15 protein-coding genes and 1 tRNA gene are annotated in these 17,568 nt (G+C 76.8%); 11 read left to right on the top strand and 5 right to left on the bottom strand.

Annotation, left to right across the window (positions count from 1 at the left end; genetic code table 11):
- The first annotated feature begins 5 nt into the window (after positions 1-5).
- Together ACHZ99_RS21270 and ACHZ99_RS21265 are read left to right on the top strand one after the other, a co-directional pair.
- Complete coding sequence (locus tag ACHZ99_RS21270) at positions 6-914, top strand: carbohydrate ABC transporter permease (RefSeq protein WP_420306259.1); 909 nt, start codon at positions 6-8, stop codon at positions 912-914.
- 131 nt (positions 915-1,045) lie between these two features.
- Positions 1,046-2,461, top strand: coding sequence for a GH1 family beta-glucosidase (locus ACHZ99_RS21265; protein WP_420306258.1), 1,416 nt, complete (start codon positions 1,046-1,048; stop codon positions 2,459-2,461).
- A 245-nt stretch (positions 2,462-2,706) separates the two neighbouring features.
- Here ACHZ99_RS21265 and ACHZ99_RS21260 read toward each other — a convergent pair whose 3' ends face one another.
- Entirely contained in the window at positions 2,707-4,197 is a 1,491-nt protein-coding gene (locus ACHZ99_RS21260; RefSeq protein WP_420306257.1) for a sensor histidine kinase, read from the bottom strand.
- 37 nt (positions 4,198-4,234) lie between these two features.
- Complete coding sequence (locus ACHZ99_RS21255; protein WP_420306256.1) at positions 4,235-4,939, bottom strand: response regulator transcription factor; 705 nt, start codon at positions 4,937-4,939, stop codon at positions 4,235-4,237.
- Positions 4,940-5,095: 156 nt separating this feature from the next.
- Here ACHZ99_RS21255 and ACHZ99_RS21250 point away from each other — a divergent pair, with 156 nt between their 5' ends.
- Positions 5,096-5,728: a hypothetical protein gene (locus ACHZ99_RS21250; RefSeq protein WP_420306255.1), complete on the top strand. Its 633-nt coding sequence runs from the start codon at positions 5,096-5,098 to the stop codon at positions 5,726-5,728.
- Between the two features lie 31 nt (positions 5,729-5,759).
- On the opposite strand, the gene ACHZ99_RS21245 is transcribed toward ACHZ99_RS21250, so the two are convergent.
- Together ACHZ99_RS21245 and ACHZ99_RS21240 are read right to left on the bottom strand one after the other, a co-directional pair.
- A complete protein-coding gene (locus ACHZ99_RS21245) occupies positions 5,760-6,617 on the bottom strand; it encodes a spermidine synthase (protein ID WP_420306254.1) in 858 nt (285 codons plus the stop codon).
- Positions 6,618-6,676: 59 nt separating this feature from the next.
- The gene (locus ACHZ99_RS21240; protein WP_420306253.1) at positions 6,677-7,060 is read right to left on the bottom strand and encodes a hypothetical protein; all 384 of its coding nucleotides are present in this window, start codon (positions 7,058-7,060) and stop codon (positions 6,677-6,679) included.
- A 268-nt stretch (positions 7,061-7,328) separates the two neighbouring features.
- Between ACHZ99_RS21240 and ACHZ99_RS21235 the strand changes: the two genes are divergently transcribed.
- The 8 genes from ACHZ99_RS21235 (at position 7,329) to ACHZ99_RS21200 (ending at position 15,670) form a co-directional block, all read left to right on the top strand.
- Positions 7,329-8,567, top strand: coding sequence for a tetratricopeptide repeat protein (locus ACHZ99_RS21235; RefSeq protein ID WP_420306252.1), 1,239 nt, complete (start codon positions 7,329-7,331; stop codon positions 8,565-8,567).
- A gap of 168 nt (positions 8,568-8,735) precedes the next feature.
- Positions 8,736-9,785, top strand: coding sequence for a phosphatase PAP2 family protein (locus ACHZ99_RS21230; RefSeq protein WP_420306251.1), 1,050 nt, complete (start codon positions 8,736-8,738; stop codon positions 9,783-9,785).
- 279 nt (positions 9,786-10,064) lie between these two features.
- The gene (locus tag ACHZ99_RS21225; protein WP_420306393.1) at positions 10,065-11,402 is read left to right on the top strand and encodes a hypothetical protein; all 1,338 of its coding nucleotides are present in this window, start codon (positions 10,065-10,067) and stop codon (positions 11,400-11,402) included.
- Positions 11,399-12,955, top strand: coding sequence for a hypothetical protein (locus ACHZ99_RS21220; protein WP_420306250.1), 1,557 nt, complete (start codon positions 11,399-11,401; stop codon positions 12,953-12,955). Before ACHZ99_RS21225 ends, ACHZ99_RS21220 begins: the two co-directional genes overlap by 4 nt.
- Positions 12,952-14,400, top strand: coding sequence for an AAA domain-containing protein (locus tag ACHZ99_RS21215; RefSeq protein ID WP_420306249.1), 1,449 nt, complete (start codon positions 12,952-12,954; stop codon positions 14,398-14,400). Before ACHZ99_RS21220 ends, ACHZ99_RS21215 begins: the two co-directional genes overlap by 4 nt.
- Before the next feature lie 108 nt (positions 14,401-14,508).
- A complete protein-coding gene (locus ACHZ99_RS21210; protein ID WP_420306248.1) occupies positions 14,509-14,886 on the top strand; it encodes a hypothetical protein in 378 nt (125 codons plus the stop codon).
- A 142-nt stretch (positions 14,887-15,028) separates the two neighbouring features.
- Complete coding sequence (locus ACHZ99_RS21205) at positions 15,029-15,616, top strand: bifunctional DNA primase/polymerase (protein ID WP_420306247.1); 588 nt, start codon at positions 15,029-15,031, stop codon at positions 15,614-15,616.
- Positions 15,594-15,670: transfer RNA gene (locus ACHZ99_RS21200), tRNA-Lys, on the top strand. The genes ACHZ99_RS21205 and ACHZ99_RS21200 overlap by 23 nt, the downstream gene beginning before the upstream one ends.
- Positions 15,671-15,760: 90 nt before the next feature.
- Here ACHZ99_RS21200 and ACHZ99_RS21195 read toward each other — a convergent pair.
- Positions 15,761-17,137: a M6 family metalloprotease domain-containing protein gene (locus ACHZ99_RS21195; RefSeq protein WP_420306246.1), complete on the bottom strand. Its 1,377-nt coding sequence runs from the start codon at positions 17,135-17,137 to the stop codon at positions 15,761-15,763.
- Positions 17,138-17,568: the final 431 nt, after the last annotated feature.

The raw sequence follows: 17,568 nt of genomic DNA, 5'->3' as shown, positions 1-17,568 counted from the left end.
AGCTCATGGCACTGTTGACGAAAGCCGCCTGGAAAATGGACCGGAAGGAGCCCGGCAAGCGCCGGCGGCGCGGTCCGAAGGCCGGGGAGGCCGGCGGCCAGCAGCGGGCGGGCAAGCTGACGTACGCCGTCCTGCTGCTCTTCACCGTGGTCTCGCTCTTCCCGCTGATCTGGACCGCGGTCGCCGCCTCCCGTACCAACGAGCGGCTGGCGGAGACCCCGCCGCCGATGTGGTTCGGCGGCAACCTCTTCTCGAACCTGGAGACCGCCTGGTCCGACGCGAACATGGGCCTGGCGCTGTTCAACACCACGATCGTGGCCGGGTCGATCGCCGCGGGCACCGTGCTCTTCGGCACGCTGGCCGGCTTCGCCTTCGCCAAGCTGCGGTTCCGCTTCAAGAACATGCTGATGCTGCTGGTGATCGGCACGATGATGGTGCCGCCGCAGCTGAGCGTCGTTCCGCTGTACATGGCGATCGCGAAGCTGGAGTGGATCGACCAGCTCCAGTCGGTGATCCTGCCGTTCATCGTCAGCGCGTTCGGCGTGTTCTTCATGCGGCAGTACCTGATCCAGGCGCTGCCCACGGAGCTGATCGAGGCCGCCCGGGTGGACGGCGCGAGCAGCGTGCGGGTCATCTGGCACGTGGTCTTCCCCGCGGCCCGGCCCGCGATGGCCGTGCTGGGGATGCTGACGTTCGTGATGGCCTGGAACGAGTTCTTCTGGCCGATCATCGCGCTCACCCAGGAGAATCCGACCGTGCAGGTGGCGCTCACCAGCCTGGGCCGCGGCTACATCCCCGACCAGTCGGTGATCATGGCCGGGGCGCTGCTGGGCACGCTGCCGCTGCTGCTGCTCCTGCTGCTGTTCGGGCGGCAGATCGTCGGCGGCATCATGCACGGCGCGGTCAAGGGCTGAGCGGCCCATGGCTCGTTCAGCCCGTTCATCCCGCGGCGGTACGAACCGCGCGCCGCCCGGGGGCCGTTGAGATCCGACCGACCCCCGTTGTCCACGACGTTCGCCACCGCCGAGATTGGGAGCGCTCCCAGATGTCCGACACCACCGCCACCTTCCCCGAGGACTTCCTGTGGGGCACCGCCACCGCGGCGTACCAGATCGAGGGCGCCGCGCAGGAGCACGGCCGCACGCCCTCCATCTGGGACACCTTCTCGCACACCCCGGGGAAGACCGCGGGCGGCGACACCGGGGACGTCGCCGTCGACCACTACCACCGGCGCACCGAGGACGTCCGCCTCATGGCCGGGCTCGGCGTGAAGGCGTACCGCTTCTCGGTGTCGTGGCCGCGCGTGCAGCCCACCGGCCGCGGCCCGGCCGTGCAGCGCGGGCTCGACTTCTACCGCGGGCTCGCGGACGAGCTGCTGGAGGCCGGCATCAAGCCCGTCCTCACGCTCTACCACTGGGACCTGCCGCAGGAGCTGGAGACCGCGGGCGGCTGGCCGGAGCGCGACACCGCGCACCGGTTCGCCGACTACGCCCGCCTCGTCGGCGACGCCCTCGGCGACCGCGTCGAGATGTGGACCACGCTGAACGAGCCGTGGTGCAGCGCGTTCCTCGGGTACGCGGCCGGGGTGCACGCCCCCGGCCGCACCGACCCCGCCGCCGCGCTGCGCGCCGCGCACCACCTCAACCTCGCGCACGGCCTGGCGGTGGACGCGCTGCGGACCGCGCTGCCGGCCCGCGCCCAGGTCTCCGTCAGCCTCAACCCCGCGGTCGTGCGCCCGCGCACGGACACCGAGCCGGACCGGGACGCGGCCCGCCGGATCGACGCGCTGGCCACCCGCATCTTCACCGGCCCCATGCTCGACGGCGCGTACCCGCCGGACCTGCTCGACGACACCGCGCGGCTGACGGACTGGTCGTTCGTACGGGACGGGGACCTGTCGCTCATCAGCCGGCCGCTGGACTCGATCGGCCTCAACTACTACACGCCCACCGTCGTCTCCGCGGTCAGCGGCGACGCCGTGCCCGAGCGCGCCGACGGCCACGGCGGCGGCGCGTCCCCCTGGCCGGCGGCGGACCGCGTCGCCTTCCACCAGCCGCCGGGCGAGCGCACCGCGATGGGCTGGACCGTCGACCCGACCGGGCTGACGGACCTGCTGCTGCGGTTCTCGGCGGACGCGCCGGACCTGCCGCTGTACATCACCGAGAACGGCGCCGCGTACGACGACAAGCCGGAGCCGGACGGCTCGGTGCACGACCCGGACCGCATCGCGTACCTGCACGGGCACATCGGCGCGGTGCACCGCGCGATGCGGGAGGGCGCGGACGTGCGGGGCTACTTCCTGTGGTCGCTGCTGGACAACTTCGAGTGGGCGTACGGGTACGCCAAGCGGTTCGGCGCGGTGCACGTGGACTACACGACGCAGCAGCGCACCCCGAAGTCCAGCGCGGGCTGGTACGCGGACCTGATCCGCGCGGGCGCGCTGCCGGCGCTCGACATCTGACGCACGGCGCGCCGCCCCGCTGTCCGGCGCCCGGCTCGGCGCCGGACAGCTCGGCGCCGGACAGCGGCCACCGGCACCCGGGGACGGGTGCCCGAGAGACCGGCGCCCGCCGGATCGGCGACCGGTGGGCGTCTCAGGGGAGGGCGAAGGCCGTCGCACCGGCCCGGGCCGCCGCGTGACGGGCGGTGGCCCGCGGCAGGCGCGGCGCGCCGGCGCCTTTCAGGGACGGGGACCGTCCGCCCGCGCTAAGCGCGCCGCGCACCCGCGCTCGCGCCCGCGGCGGTCCCCGTACCCGCGCCCGGCCCCGGGGTCTCCGGAGTGCCCGGGGTCCCCGCGCCGCTCCTCCCCCGGCCGCGCCGCCGCCCGACCCGGTGCCGGCGCCGTTCGCCGTCCTCCGCCGGCCCGGTGCGCAGCGCCAGCCAGAGCCGTATCTCCGCGCCGCCCAGCACCGACCGGCCGATCCGTACGTCCCCGCCCGTGGACTCCGCGACCCGCCGCACGATGTCCAGCCCCAGCCCCGTCGACCCCGGCCCGCCCTGCCCCTGCCCGCGGGCCAGCGCCGCCTCCGGGTCGGGGATGCCGGGGCCGGCGTCGGAGGCGAGCACGATGACGGCGTCCCCGGCGTGGTGCACGTCGACGGAGAAGGCCGTGCCCTCCGGGGTGTGCCGGAAGACGTTGCCGATGAGCGCGTCGATCGCGGCGACCAGTTCGGCGCGCGCCACCGGCACCTGCGCCGGCCGGTCCGCCCCGGCCAGCCGCGCGGAGCGCCGCTCGTCCTCGGCCAGCGCCGACCAGAAGGCCATCCGCTCCCTGATGACCGCGGATACGTCGCAGCCGACGGCCGCCGCCGCCTGCTCCCCGGCCCCGGCGGGCGCCCCGCGGTGCTCGCGCACGGTGGCGATGATCTGGTCGATCTCGCGCTCCAGCTGGGCCACGGCCTGCCGGGTCTGGTCGGCGGCGCCGCTGTCGCCGAGGGAGGCGGCGTTGAGCCGCAGCACGGTCAGCGGGGTGCGCAGCCGGTGGGAGAGGTCGGCGGCCAGCTCGCGCTCGTTGGCGAGCAGCAGCGCGACCTGGTCGGCCATCGAGTTGAACGCCGCCGCCGCCGAGCGCAGTTCGGACGGCCCCGACTCCTCGACCCGTACGCCCAGCCGCCCCTCCCCCAGGTCGTGCGCGGCGCCCGCGAGCCGGCGCGCGGGCCGTACCATACGGGTCCCGAGCCGGTCGGCGACCGCGACCGAGCCCGCGACCAGCGCCAGCCCGACGCCGGCCAGCACCAGCCACGCCTGCGCCACGCCCTCGGTCAGCTGCCCCGCCGGCACGAACACCTCCACGACGGCGACCCGGCCGCCCTCGACGGCGATGGGCTGGAGCAGCGCGTGCCCGCCGTCGACGGCCACCAGTGCGGACGTGCCCCCGCCGGAGGCGCGCTCCACGTCGGCCGCGCCGGCGCGCGGGTGCCCGAGGCGTACCGCCGGCATGCCGTCCCCGGCGCCGCGCGGCACGTGCACCGCGATCCGCCCGGCCGCGCCGGCCCGGGTGCTGCCGACCGCGCGCTCCAGCTGCTCGGCGTCGGTGGTGATCGCCAGCGCCGGGCCGATGCCGGCGGCGATCCGCTCGGCGTTGGTCAGCGCCCGGTCCCGGGCCATCTCCTTGACGACGAGGCCGAGCGGCACGGCGAACGCCACCACGACCATCACCGTGACCGCCAGACAGACCCGGACCAGCGCCCACCTCATGACTGCCCCGTGGCCGCCGCACGGCGGCGGTACCGCCTCATGACCGCGGTGTCCCGCCCGGCGGCTCCAGCTTCACGCCGACGCCGCGCAGGGTGTGCAGGTAGCGGGGGTCGGCGGCGGTCTCGCCCAGCTTGCGGCGCAGCCAGGACAGGTGGACGTCGATGGTCTGGTCGTCGCCGTACGACTGCCGCCACACCTCGGACAGCAGCTCCCGGCGCGGTACGACGACGCCGGGCCGCTCGGCGAGGAACGCGAGCATGTCGAACTCGCGCCGGGTCAGGTCCAGTTCCCGGCCGTCCAGCCGGGCGCGGCGGCGCCGCAGGTCGATGGCGAGCCCGCCGACGCGCAGCTCCGGCGGCGGGGCGGCGACGGCGGCCCGGCCGCGGGCGCGGCGCAGCACGGCGCCGAGGCGGGCCTGGAGGTGCTCGACGGAGAACGGCTTGACGAGGTAGTCGTCGGCGCCGTCGTTGAGGAGGCGTACGGTCTCGGACTCGTCGTCGCGCGCGGTGGCGACGATCACCGGGACGTCGGTGATGCCGCGGAGCATCTTCAGCGCCTCGGCGCCGTCGAGGTCGGGCAGCCCGAGGTCGAGGATCACGACGTCGAAGCCGTGGTGCGCGACCTCGCGGAGCGCCTCCAGCGCGGTGCCCACGCTGCGCACGGCGTGGCCGGCGTCCGACAGATGCCTGATCAGCGCGGAGCGCACGAACGGGTCGTCCTCCACCACCAGCACGCTTGCCATGTCCGGCAACGTACGCCATCGGCGCGGCGCGCGCCGCCCCCCGTCCGCGGCCCGGTGCGGGCGGGGCGGGAGCGCGGACGCGGGAAGGGGGCGCGCGGGCGAGCGGCTTCGGCGGGTGTGCGGCACGGCCGGGGCGGGTGCGGCAGGATATGACCGATGCGTCGAAGGTTTGTGCACGCGCTCGCGTGGACCCTGGCGACACTGGCGGCCGTGACGGTGTCGTGGTTCGGGGTCCGGCTGGTGCTGGACAGCACCTCCGACCGGCCGCACACGGTGCCGCTCGCGGGGCGGGCGGCACCGGCGCCGGAGTCCGCGCCGGAGTCGCGGTCGCGGGTCGGTACGGCCACGGAGCGGCCGAGGCCGCCGTCGCCGTCCGCGTCGCGGGAGCCGGACGCCCCGTCGGCCACGGAGAGTTCGGCGGACCCGGCGCGCCCGGACAGCGCCGACAGCCCGGACGGCACCGACAGCGCCGACAGCACGGACAGCGCCGACAGCGCCGACGCCTCGGACGGCGGCGGGGGCGACGCGGCGCAGCAGGACCGGCCGGCGGAGAGCGCGACGGGGGACGTGCGGACGTATCCGGTGGCCGGCGGGCGGGTGACGTTCGAGATGGCCGCGGGCGCGGCGCAGCTGGTCTCGGCGACGCCGGAGGCCGGGTGGCAGATGCAGACGTGGGAGCAGACGAGCTGGATCCGGGTCGACTTCGTCGCGGGCGGCCGGCGGACGTCGGTGATCTGCACCTGGCACGACAGCGAGCCGCGGGTGGAGACGAACGAGCAGGCGGTGTAGGACGCGTACGGACGGGCGGTCGTCCGTCTCCTTAAGAGAACACCTCGGGCGGGGGCGGCGGGGACTCGGTCGCCGTGGCGTCCGTGACCGGGCGGGCGCCGGCGGCGAAGTCCCGCAGCGCGCGGCCGTGTTCGACGCGGCCGGGCTGCGGGTCGGTGGCCGCCCGCCGGGTCAGCTCGGCGACCGGCAGCGGGGCGTCGGAGGCGAGGAGCACGGCGTTGCCGAAGCGCCGGCCGCGCCAGACGGCCGGCGCGGCGGTGACGCACACCTCGGGGAAGGCCGCGGCCGCGGTGGCGGTCTGCGCGCGCAGGTACGCGAGCGGCGGCCCGTCGGCGAGGTTCGCGGCGTAGACGCCGCCGGGGCGCAGCACCCGGCGTACGCCGGCCAGGAACTCGGCGGTCGTCAGGTGCGCGGGCGTGACGGCGCCGCGGAAGACGTCCGCGACGATCAGGTCCGCCCAGCCGTCGGGCACCTTGCCGAGCACCGCGCGGGCGTCGCCCTGCCGCACCCGGATCCGCGCCCGCTCGGGCAGGGGCAGCTCGGCGCGTATCAGCGCGGTGAGCCGCACGTCGACCTCGGCGGCCTGCTGGACGGAGCGAGGGCGGGTGGCGGCGACGTAGCGCGGGAGGGTGAGCGCGCCGCCGCCGAGGTGCAGGACGTGCAGGGGGCGGCCGGCGGGGGCGGCGAGGTCGACGGCGTGGCCGAGGCGGCGCTGGTACTCGAACTCCAGGTGGGCCGGGTCGTCGAGGTCGACGTGGGACTGCGGGGCGCCGTCGAGGAGCAGCACCCAGGCGCGCGGGCGGTCGGGGTCGGGGCGCAGTTCGGCGGTACCGCCGTCCACCTCCGCCACGACGGGGCTGCGCCCGCCGCGCGACCTCTGCCTGGCCACGCGCCCAGTATCCCCCGCGCCCGGCGGTGCCGCCGCGCGGGCCGCGGGGCGCGGGACGCTCAGAGGCGGTCGGCGGCCTCGATCGTACGGGCCGCCTCGCACAGCGCCGCCGCCAGCAGCACCGGGTCCGTCACGGGCGCCGCGTCCTCCGGCGCCACCAGCCAGTGCGTGCCCGCCACCGGCGGCGCGGACAGCGCGGACGGCGTGCGGCGCAGCGCCGGGGCGCACGCGCTGCCCGGCAGGTCCCAGCGCTCCGCCGTGCCCGGCGGCACGAGAAAGCCGAGGGTGTCCATCCCGCCGTCGTGCAGCACGGGCCCGACGGCCGTGCGCAGCCGGAGGATGTCGACGGCTTCGAGGCCGTGCCTGGCCGGGACGGTGACCAGGTCACACGGGTCCGCGGCGGCCCTCGTACCGACAGTGGCCTCCCCGCCGGTGTGCGGCACAGGAACCCCTCCTCATCACAGTCCCCGGTCGTCGTGCCCCCGTTCCTCTGCCACATCCAACGGCCCGGCCGCGTCAACGGCACGGCGTGCGGCCGCCGCAAAGGATGGCGGTTTATAGCGGATCGGGGGCGGCGGGTCCCGCATGTCGGCAGACTCTCCGTGGCGGCGCGCCCACCGTCGGTACGGTCGAGCCGCCGCGCGGCTCCTCGGTACCGAGCGACCCGAGCAGCACGAGCGACACGAGCGACACGAGGGAGGAACAGCCGACGTGTCCGCCCCACCCGACCCACCGCGCCCCAACACCGCCTTCCGCGAGCTGCGCGGCAGCCGTTCACCGGGCGAGTTCGCCGCCGCGGTGCGGCGGGCCGCGCGGGAGATCGGCGAGCAGGTCTCCTGTGACGCGCGTTACGTGGGCCGCGTCGAGTCCGGCGAGATCCGGTGCCCCAACTACGCGTACGAGCGGGTGTTCCTGCACCTGTTCCCGGGCCGCTCGCTGGCGGACCTCGGCTTCGAGCCGCGGGAGGCGGTGCGCGGCCGGCGGGCCCGCGGGGCGCGCAGCTCCGACAGTGCGCCCCCCTTCACATCCGTGCGCCCGCCCCTCTCCCGTACGCCCGAGTTCCCCGAGGACGCCGTCGCCGAGGCCGTACGCCGCATCCGGCTGCACGACGACCGGCACGGCGCCGACGGCCTCTACGCCGACGCCGGCCGCACGCTGCGCACCGCCCGCGCCCTGCTCCCCGAGGCCGCCCTGCGCCCCGGCGCCGGCGCCGACCGGCTGCACAGCGCCGCCGGTGAGCTGGCACTCTCCGTCGGCTGGCTGGCCCACGACTCCGGCCGCTACGCCGACGCCCGCTCGCACTACGCCGAGGCCCTGGCCACCGCCCGCCTCGCCGACGACCCGGCCCTGGAGGCGCACGCCTTCTCCAACGCCGCCTTCCTCGCCCGCGACACCGGCCGCCCGCACGAAGCCGTACGCGCCGCCCAGGCCGGCCGCCGCGCCGCCGCCGCGCTCGGCTCCGACCGGCTGCGCTCCCTGCTGGCCGCCCGCGAGGCCGGCGGCTGGGCGCTGCTCGGCGACCGCGCCGCCGTCCACGAGGCGCTGACCGCCGCCCGCGACCTGTTCGCCCGGGGCGCGGCGGACGACGGGCCGGAGTGGATGTCCTTCTACGGAGAAGCCGAGCTCACGGGCCTGGAGGCGCAGTGCTGGGCGGCGCTCGGCGAGTACCCCCGCGCCGCCGAGTGCGCCCGCGGCGCCGTGCTCCTCCAGGACCCGCACTTCGTCCGCAACACCGCCCTGTTCACCGCCGAGCTGGCCGCCGACCTCGCCGCCGCCGGCCGCCCCGACGAGGCGGCCGCGGCCGGTGGCCGGGCGCTGGTGCTCCTCGACGAGGTCCGGTCGGCGCGGGTACGGGCCCTCCTCGGCGGCGCCGCGGACCGGCTGCGGCGCTGGCCGGGCAGCCCGGAGGTGGAGACGTTCCGCACAGCCGTCGGGCTGATTTCCGCCTGATCCGGCGTCCGGGGCAACCTTTCCGGATCATTCAGCGTCTTTCTGGCTCCCTCCACCGTTCGGTGGACGGGATATACACCGTGCGGTGGGCTGACGTACACCGTACGGTTGACCGTGGGCCACGTGGGGCGGCTCGCAGCGGGGAAGCGGAGACGGAGTGCCTGGAGCATGCGACTGAGGCAGCGTTGGTGGACCGAGCTGTTGCTCGTCGTCGTGGTGTATGTGGCGTACTCGATGGGCCGGCTCCTCGCCCGCGGCGACGTGACCATGGCGGTCGACAACGGCCTCGCGCTCCTCGACATCGAGAAGACCCTGCACATCAACTTCGAGGACCCGCTCAACAGACTGTTCACGGCGCACGCCGTGCTCGGCGTCCCCGCCGACTTCATCTACGCGTCGCTCCACTACGTCGTCACGCCCGTGGTCCTGGTGTGGCTCTGGCTCCGCCACCGCGTCGACTACCGCCGCTACCGCACCTGGCTGCTGCTCTCCACCGTCATCGCCCTCGTCGGCTTCATCCTCATGCCGACCTGCCCGCCCCGGCTGCTCGACCCGGCGTACGGGTTCGTCGACACGATGGCGCAGTACTCCTCGTACGGCTGGTGGGGCGGCGAGGCGAGCGCGCCGCGCGGGCTCGGCGGCCTGACCAACCAGTACGCGGCCATGCCGAGCCTGCACGTGGGCTGGGCGCTGTGGTGCGCGGTGGTGCTGTGGCGGCACGCGCCGCACACGCCGGTGCGGCTGCTCGGCGTCGCGTACCCGCTGATCACCACCATCGTGGTGATGGGCACCGCCAACCACTACTTCCTCGACGCCGTCGCCGGCGCCGCCGTCATGGGCCTCGGCTGGCTGCTGCTCCGCCCGTCGCTGCGGCTCGCGGACGGCATCCGCCGCCGGCTGTACCGGCTGGGCTCCCGCGCCGGCGGGAGCGGCACGCCGGCCGGCGCCGGCGTGGTCGCCGCCGGCGGCCCGCGGCCCGACGACGCGGACGGCGCGGAGGTCCCGGCGGACGACCGCGCCCCGGAGAAGGTCCGCACCGGCGCGGCCGGCGGCCTCGCCGACGACACCCCGGACAGACCGGTGATCCCGAGACCCCACGGCCCCGGTGCCCCGTCGGCCCCCGGCGACTCGTCGGCGCCGCCGGGCGGCAGACCGGCGCCGGCGGAGCAGCGGGGGGTCGTGGCGCAGATGATGATGTGCGGGAGCCTGGCGTACTGAGGGCCTGCGGCCGGCCCGCCGGGCAGGCGCGCCGTGGCGGTCGACGCCGCACGTGCCCCGCACCGGCAGTGGTCCGGCGACGGTGCCGGCCCGGGCCCCGGGCACCACGCGCCGGTGCCCGCACCGTGGGGCACCGGCCCGGGTGCGGGGCGTGCCCGGCCGCCTGTGATGGAGCACCGCCCTCGGCACGCCGTACCGCGACCGCGCCCCGGCGCGGCTCCCCTGTCGGTGGGGCGTGCCAGACTGCGGCGCGTGGAACGTACGACCGCCAAGGGCGACTTGACCCACACCGGTGACGGTGCCGGTGCCGGCCGCGACGGGGCGCCGGGGCCCGCGCTGCGCCGCCGGCTCGACGCGCTGCGCGGCGCGGACGTGCCGCCGCGCGCGCTGGACGCGCGGGCGCTGGCCGCGCTGGCGGCCAACCCCGGATGCCGCCGCCGGACGCTGCTGGACGGCGCCGGGATCGACAAGGGCGCGCTGGCCGAGGCGCTGGGCAGACCGGCGCCGTTCGGGCAGTCGCAGTTCGCGTTCGCCCGCGGCAACGCCTTCGAGGCCCGTATCACCGCCGACGACGGCGCCGAACTGCTGGGCCTGCTCGCCGAGCGCACCGGCGACCCCCCGCCCGACCCCGCCGACGTCCACGTCCCCGACCTCGCCGCCCCCGGCCCCCGCGGGCGCACGGAACGCACCCGGCTGGCGATCGCGGCCGCGGTCGAGTCCGGCGGCTGGACGCTGCTGCGGCACCCGATGGTCAGCCTGGAGGTCGCGGGCGCGCCGGTGTTCCTGGAGCCGGACGCGGCGGTGATCGGGCCGGACGGACGCTGCACGGTGGCCGAGATCAAGTCCTTCCCGATCCTCGACGGCTCCGCCGACCCGGCGAAGGTCGGCGCCGCGGCCCGGCAGGCGGCGGTGTACGTGCTGGCGTTGCAGCCGCACTGCGCGGTGCACGAGCGGGTGCTGCTGGTGTGCCCGAAGGACTTCTCCAACCAGCCGGTCGCCGAGCCCGTGGACGTGCGCAAGCAGCTCGCCGCGACCCGCCGCCAGCTCGCCCGGCTGACCCGCCTCGAAGCGATCGCCGCCGGGCTGCCGGCGGAGCTGAGCCTGGACGTGCGCCAGCCGCCGGGGCGGCTGGCGGCGGCGGTGGAGTCGGTGGAGGCGGCGTACGCGCCGGAGTGCCTGGCGGCGTGCGAGCTGGCGTTCCACTGCCGCGCGCGGGCGCGGGAGCGGGGGGACGTGACGGTCCTGGGCCGGGGCGTACGGAGCGAGCTGGGCGAGCTGCGCACGGTGTCGGAGGTCGTGGCGGCGGCGGGCGGCCCGGCGGAGCCGCGGAGGGACGCCGCGGAACCACCGCGCCAGCCGACCCCGGAGACCGGCCCGGCGAAGCCGGGGCCCGCTCCGGAGGAGCCTGCCGTGGTGGCGTTGCGGCGGGCTGCGGCGTTGCGCGCGGAGGCGCTGTCCGCGGCCGCCGCCTCCGGAGGCGTGGGCCCGGCGGCAGCACCCGGCACCCCAGCTCCCGGCGCTCCGGAACGCGACGCACACGGCTCCGACGCCACCAAACCCCGCGCCCCCGGAACCGGCGCCCCGCGGGCCGCGCCGGAGGCGGGGGGTGCCAGGTGAGCCTCCTGGTCACCCTGGCGCGGGCCGAGGCCGTGGCGGGCGGGCGGGCCACCGCGCTGGCCACCGTGCGGCACCGGCACCTGTCCGACCGGCCGCTCGTCCTCGTCCCCATGACCGCCGCCGGCGAGGCCGCCGCCCCGCTCGGCGCGCTCGTCGGCTGCGACCGCGACCGCCCGCGGCTGCTGGTCGTGCCGCAGCCGCGCGACCGCGACCTGCGGTTCGCGTTCCTGGCGGAGCTGGCCGCCGAGGTGCTGCCGTACATCGAGTCGTACGCGGAGGACGCCGCCCCCGGTGACGCCCCCGCCGCCGGGGCCGCGCCCGAGGCCCCGGACCCGGCGGCCGACGGCGGCGAACCCGCGCCGGAGCCCTGCGCCGACGCCGTGCAGCTGCTCGTGCCCAGCCGCGCCGGCGTCGAGTACGTACGCCTGCTCGGCCGCTCCATGCGCTTCCGCCGGACCGCCGAGGACGACCCCGGCACCCCGCACCCCGCGCCCCCGCGCGTGCCGCTGCTCGGCCGGTGGCTCTCGCACTACGGCGAACGGGCCCGGGTGCCCGGCGCCGCGCTGCTGCTGTCCGCGACCGAGCTGCTCGCCCGGCACTGGGCCACCGGCCAGAGCGCCGTCGAGGACCAGCACCTCGGCGCCCTGCTCGCCTGGATCAGCGACGGCGCCGCCGCCGCGGAGCGCGCGGAGACCGGCCGCGACGCCGACGGGCAGCTGCTCGTGCCCCCGGCCGGCCCCGCCACCGACCCCGCGTTCGACAACCGGCTCCTCGCCCCCGCCATCACCCGCTACGACCGCGCCCGCGCCGACGGCTCCGCCGCCGCGGTCCGGGCCGCCGAGGACGCCGTCGCCCGGCTCGTGGAGAGCCGGCTGCGGCCCACGTGGGACGCGGTCTGGCGGGCGTACGACCTGCTGCGCGCGCTGCCGCAGGGCGCGCACGTCGACGGCCGGTGGCTCGGCGACCGGTGGTCGTTCACCGCCCACCGCGACCGGGTGCGCGCCGGCGAGCCCCCGCAGCCGCGCCGCGACGACGCGGTGACCGCCGCCCGCAAGCTGGCGCAGCGGGAGCGCGCGCTGGCCGAGCTGGACGCCCAGGAGGCGCTGGACGACCCGCTGACGATGGCGGAGCGGCGGCTCGCGGGGCAGGCGTTCGTGTCCCGTACGGAGTCGGTGGAGATGGCGTACTCCGAGGGCCGCCGCCCGATGCCCCGGCCGCTGGTCACCGTCGTCACGGACGACGCGCCGCACCTGGAGGACGGCGGGAGGGTCCACCGCGAGCTGCCCGGCGGGCGGACGCAGCGGGCCCTCGTCACCGGCTACGGCGAGGGGCGGGTCACCGTGCAGTTGCAGGACGGCATGGGCCGCTCGCGCACGCCCGCCGAGGGGTCGGTGCCGGAGCCGGGGGACCGGGTGGTGTGGACGCTGTTCGAGCACACGGCCCGCCGCGGGCCGGCGCTGCCGGATCCGGAGGACACGCCGTGGACGCACGGCACGCCGCCGGAGCGGGTGGCGGAGGAGCCGGACCGGGTGACCGCGGAGGACTACCTGTGACGACGGAACCGACGACGCAGCCGATGGCGCCACCGGACCCGGGGACGGGTGCGCCCGCGGCCGGGCCGTCCGGGGCGGCGGGCGCGCAGCCCGACCCCGGCCCCGACCCCGCCTCCGCCGCCCGCCTCGCCACCGACGCCATCCTCCGCGACACCCTCGACGGCCCCTCCCGCGGCGTGCTCGTCGACTCCCCGCCCGGCGCCGGCAAGTCCACCCTCGTCGTCCGCGCCGCCCGCGAGCTGGCCGCCGCCGGCCGCCGGCTCGTCCTCGTCGCCCAGACCAACGCCCAGGTCGACGACCTCGTCGACCGCCTCGCCCAGGAGCAGCCCGACCTCCCCGTCGGCCGGCTGCACAGCAGCGACCCGCGCCCCTACGACCCCGTGCTCGACCGGCACGAGTCCGTCCGCACCGCCCCGCGCCTCGCCGACCTCGACGGCCTCGACGTCGTCGCCTCCACCGCCGCCAAGTGGGCCTACGTCGCCGCGGCCCGCGCCAGGGACGGCGCCGACGCCGAGCGCTGGGAGCACGCCATCGTCGACGAGGCGTACCAGATGCGCTCCGACGCGCTGCTCTCCGTCGGCGGCCTCTTCGAGCGCGCGCTGTTCGTCGGCGACCCCGGGCAGCTCGACCCGTTCAGCGCGGTCGGCGCCGAGCAGTGGTCGGGGCTGGCCTGGGACCCGGCGGCCAGCGCGGTGACGACGCTGCTGGCGCACCACCCGGGCCTGCCGCAGCACCGGCTGCCGGTGTCGTGGCGGCTGCCGGCCTCGGCCGCGCCGCTGGTGTCGCGGGCGTTCTACCCGTTCACGCCGTTCCGCAGCGGTACGGGGCCGCAGGACCGGCGGCTGACTTTCGCCGGGCGGTCGGACGGCTCCGGCGCCGACCGGGTGGTGGACGAGGCGGCGGCGAGCGGCTGGGGGCTGCTGGAGCTGCCCGCGGCGCACACGCCGCGGACCGACCCGGCGGCGGTGGCGGCGGTCGCGCAGGTGGTGCGGCGGCTGCTGGAGCGGCGCGGCACGGCGGTGTCGGAGCGCGGCGAGGGGGCGCTGACCGCGGACCGGATCGCGGTCGGCACGGCGCACCGGGACCAGGCCGCGGCCGTACGGGACGCGCTCGCGCGGGCGGTGCCGGACGAGGCGGGCGCGGTGACGGTGGACACGGCCAACCGGTTGCAGGGCATGGAGTTCGACGTCACCGTCGTGCTCCACCCGCTGTCCGGCCGGCCGGACGCCACCGCGTTCCACCTGGAGACCGGCCGGCTGTGCGTGCTCGCCTCGCGGCACCGGCACGCGTGCGTCGTGGTGTGCCGGGCGGGCGTGCCGGAGCTGCTCGACGAGCACCCGTCGACGGAGCCCGTGCGGCTGGGCGCGGCGGTGAAGTTCCCGGACGGCTGGGAGGCCCACCAGGCGGTGCTGGCGCACCTCGCGGACCATCGCGTACGGGCGTGAAAGCCGGCGCGCGGGCGCCCGTTCGGGCGGTCGTGCCGGCGGCGCGGCTGCGGGCTTGCGCGGCGGGGGAGAATGGGCGATGGCCCTCAAGGCGAGTGGAGGATCTTTATGACGGAGCCGGACCCGGCCCGGCCAGGCCGGACGGAGCAGCGGCGCACCGCGCGCCGCCCCGCCGCGCTGCTCTTCGAGCCGCCGCTCGCGGAGCCCGACACCGAGCACTTCTTCGGCCTGGAGTCCCTTGAGGACCCTCGCGAGCTGCTGGCCCGCGCCACCGACCTCACGCTGGCCTTCCGGGCGGCGACCGACCGCGCCATCGAGTTCCAGGCGATGGCGGCGGCGCAGCTGGCCGACCCCAAGCGCTTCGACCGGCTGACGCCGGCGGCGATCGCCGAGCGCGCGGACTGGACGGAGGACTACGCGAAGCGGATGGTCGAGTTCGGCCGCGACCTCCTCGCGAACGGCGGCGCGGCCTCCCCGGAGGGATGACCGCCTGCCCGCCGGGCGCGGGACGCCTGCGCGCCGGGCGCGGGCGCGCGGGCCCGCGTAGGCTACTCGCCCCGCCGCCTGGTGTCCCGGGTTCCCGGGATCCGTACGGGGGCGCGGCGCCGCGCGCGTAGACGTGGTTTCCATGAACCGCCACGCATCGGACACCTCCCCCAGCGACGTGACCCCCGCCGGCGCCGACTGGCTCGCCTCCGCCAGCCCCTTCCCGCGCAGCGCGCACGCGCTGTGGTCGCAGCGGCCCGCCGCGCCCGCGGTGCTGCCGTGCGGCGGGGCGTTCGACGTGGTGAGCTTCCCCGCGCTGCCGGGGCGCCGGGTGCTGGAGCAGCTGTGGTCGCGGGGTCCCGGCAGCGGGCCCGCCGCCGCCGTACGGGACCGGACGCTGCTGTTCGCCGCCCCCGGCACCGCCGCGCGGCTGCCCGCCCTGCTGGCCTGGGAGGAGTGGCGCCCCGGGCTGCCGCCGGCGCTCTGCCACGGGCCCGGCGACGCGGTCACGCTGCCGCCGGTGTACGGGCGGCGGGCGGGGGCCGGCGCGGCGGCGGCGCGCTGGCTGGTGGCGCCGGAGGTGCGGTACCCGTGGCTGCCGGGGGCGGGGGAGCTGGTGTGGGGGTGCGTACGGGCGGCGTTGGCGGCGCCCGAATACCGATTTTCGATCTCCGGGGCCCGGGTGCTAAGGTCGTCCACGTCGACAGGCGCCGTTAGCTCAGTTGGTTAGAGCAGCTGACTCTTAATCAGCGGGTCCGGGGTTCGAGTCCCTGACGGCGTACCATACGCAGGATCGTCGACCCGGGCGCTTTCGGATCTCCGAAAGCGCCCGGTCCGCGTTTCCGGCCCGGCCCCGTGCCGTACGGGCCCGCCGTCAGCCGCGCTTCGCGTCCCGCTCGACCCGTACGCTCCAGCCGCCGTCCGCCGTCCGCCCGGCGACCTCCACGCGCACGCCCTCCCGCTTCAGGTACAGGCTCTCGCCCTCCCCCAGCGGCGCGTCCGCGAGCGGCGGGTAGACGGACGTGTCGTGGCAGGCCGCCGAGCCGGGGTGGCCGTCGACGACCTTGACGGGGCCGCCGCCGGAGTCGGTGCCGGAGTGGACGCGGTAGACGAGGACGCCCTCGGTGCAGGCGTGCCGGTCGTTCTCGTACCGGCCGCGGGCCTCGACGGCGACGGCGGTGGTGGCGCCGGTGGGCACGACCACCAGCCGGGTGTCGCGCCGCAGGACCGCCGCTCCCCTGCCGTGCTTCCCCGTCCCCGCCGCCGCTCCCGTCTCCTTCGGCTCTCCCGCCTTTCCCGTCTCCCTCCGCCCCGGGGCGTCCCCCGCCCCGTTCTCCGCGCCCGCCTCCGTCGTGCCGTGCGGGGGCGTCCGCGGGCTCGCGGGGGCGGAGAGCGCGCGCAGCGCGAAGCGGTCCGACCCGGCGCCGACGGCGCATCCGACCTGGTCGTTCCCCAGCCAGCCGAGCTTCCACTTGTGCCAGCCGAAGGGGTCGGGCGCCAGCCCGAACTGGCTGCCCATGAGGTCCCAGTCGCCGACGTGGGTGTCCCAGTCGGCCTTGCCGTCCGCCGGGCGGTGGTAGAGGTCGGGGAGGTCGAAGACGTGCCCGGTCTCGTGGGCGAGGACGTTGCGGTCGGGCGGGTGCTGCTCGAAGACGGTGACGATGCGGTGCAGGTCGGTGCCGTCGGCACGCATCGGGGTTTCGAAGTTGACCACTTTCGTGGCGTCGGAGTCGACGCCGGGGGCGTCCGGATCGGCGACCAGGTAGACGACGTCGTAGTCGCCGAAGTCCACCTTCCGGTCCGCCGCGGAGACCGCGTCGTTCAGGAACCGGCCGCGCGCCGCCGGATCCCAGTCCCGGGCTATGCCGTACGACAGGGAGTCCGACGGCATGCGTATCCAGCGGTCGCGCGCGTCCACCCGCAGCCGGAACTGCCCGTAGGAGGCGCGCTCGAAGAACTGCGACGTGGCCGGGAAGTGGTCCTCGGTCAGCTCGTCCGGCGAGGTGAGCGGCGCGGCGTCGGGGAAGGAGAGGAAGACCATGACCGCGTCGAGGGTCTGCTGCGGCCGGGGGTAGGCCGGGTCCCAGTCGCCGACGCCCTCGGAGTGGTGGGCGGCGGTGCGCTCCAGCGCACAGGGGTGGCCGGGCTGGGCGGTGACCGGGTCGGCGATGAGGGAGGTGGCCATCACGGCGGACAGCGAAGTGGCCACGGCGGCGGCCCGGTGCATCGCGCGCGACTGGTCCTGTTCCACAGGGGGTATGGATGGGTGGGCCACATCGACCTCATCGGCTCGGAAGAGTAGGGAACACAGCCCACTTTGTTCGTGTTTGTTCCCGCCCGTCCTGTTCCAGTGCCCCACTCGGGTGATCCCGGTGCCGGACGAGAGGGGAGATCAGGAGCATGTGCGGGTAACACAAAGTCACATCTGGTCATTCGCCCGGCAGGAGGCGGCCATGTGCGATCACTCCCGGCCCCGTCCGGCTCAGCGCTTTCCACGCCGCAGCGGCGTCACTGGATCGACACAGCCGGTAGCCCTATGATCGGGCACATTTCCAGCGCTGTGGCTCTGCAGCGGCGGAGCCGGGCGGTCCCCACGGGCGGGAGCGAGCGGTGAGCGTATCTCTCGAAGGTCCGGGCGGGGGTCCCGGGACGTCACTCCAGGCGGTCACGGAACGTCACCTC

Source organism: Streptomyces sp. MAR4 CNX-425, from assembly GCF_048656465.1.
Lineage (GTDB): Bacteria > Actinomycetota > Actinomycetes > Streptomycetales > Streptomycetaceae > Streptomyces.
The sequence above is the reverse complement of the archived record's forward strand: the minus strand, read 5'-3'. Positions and strand labels throughout refer to the sequence as shown.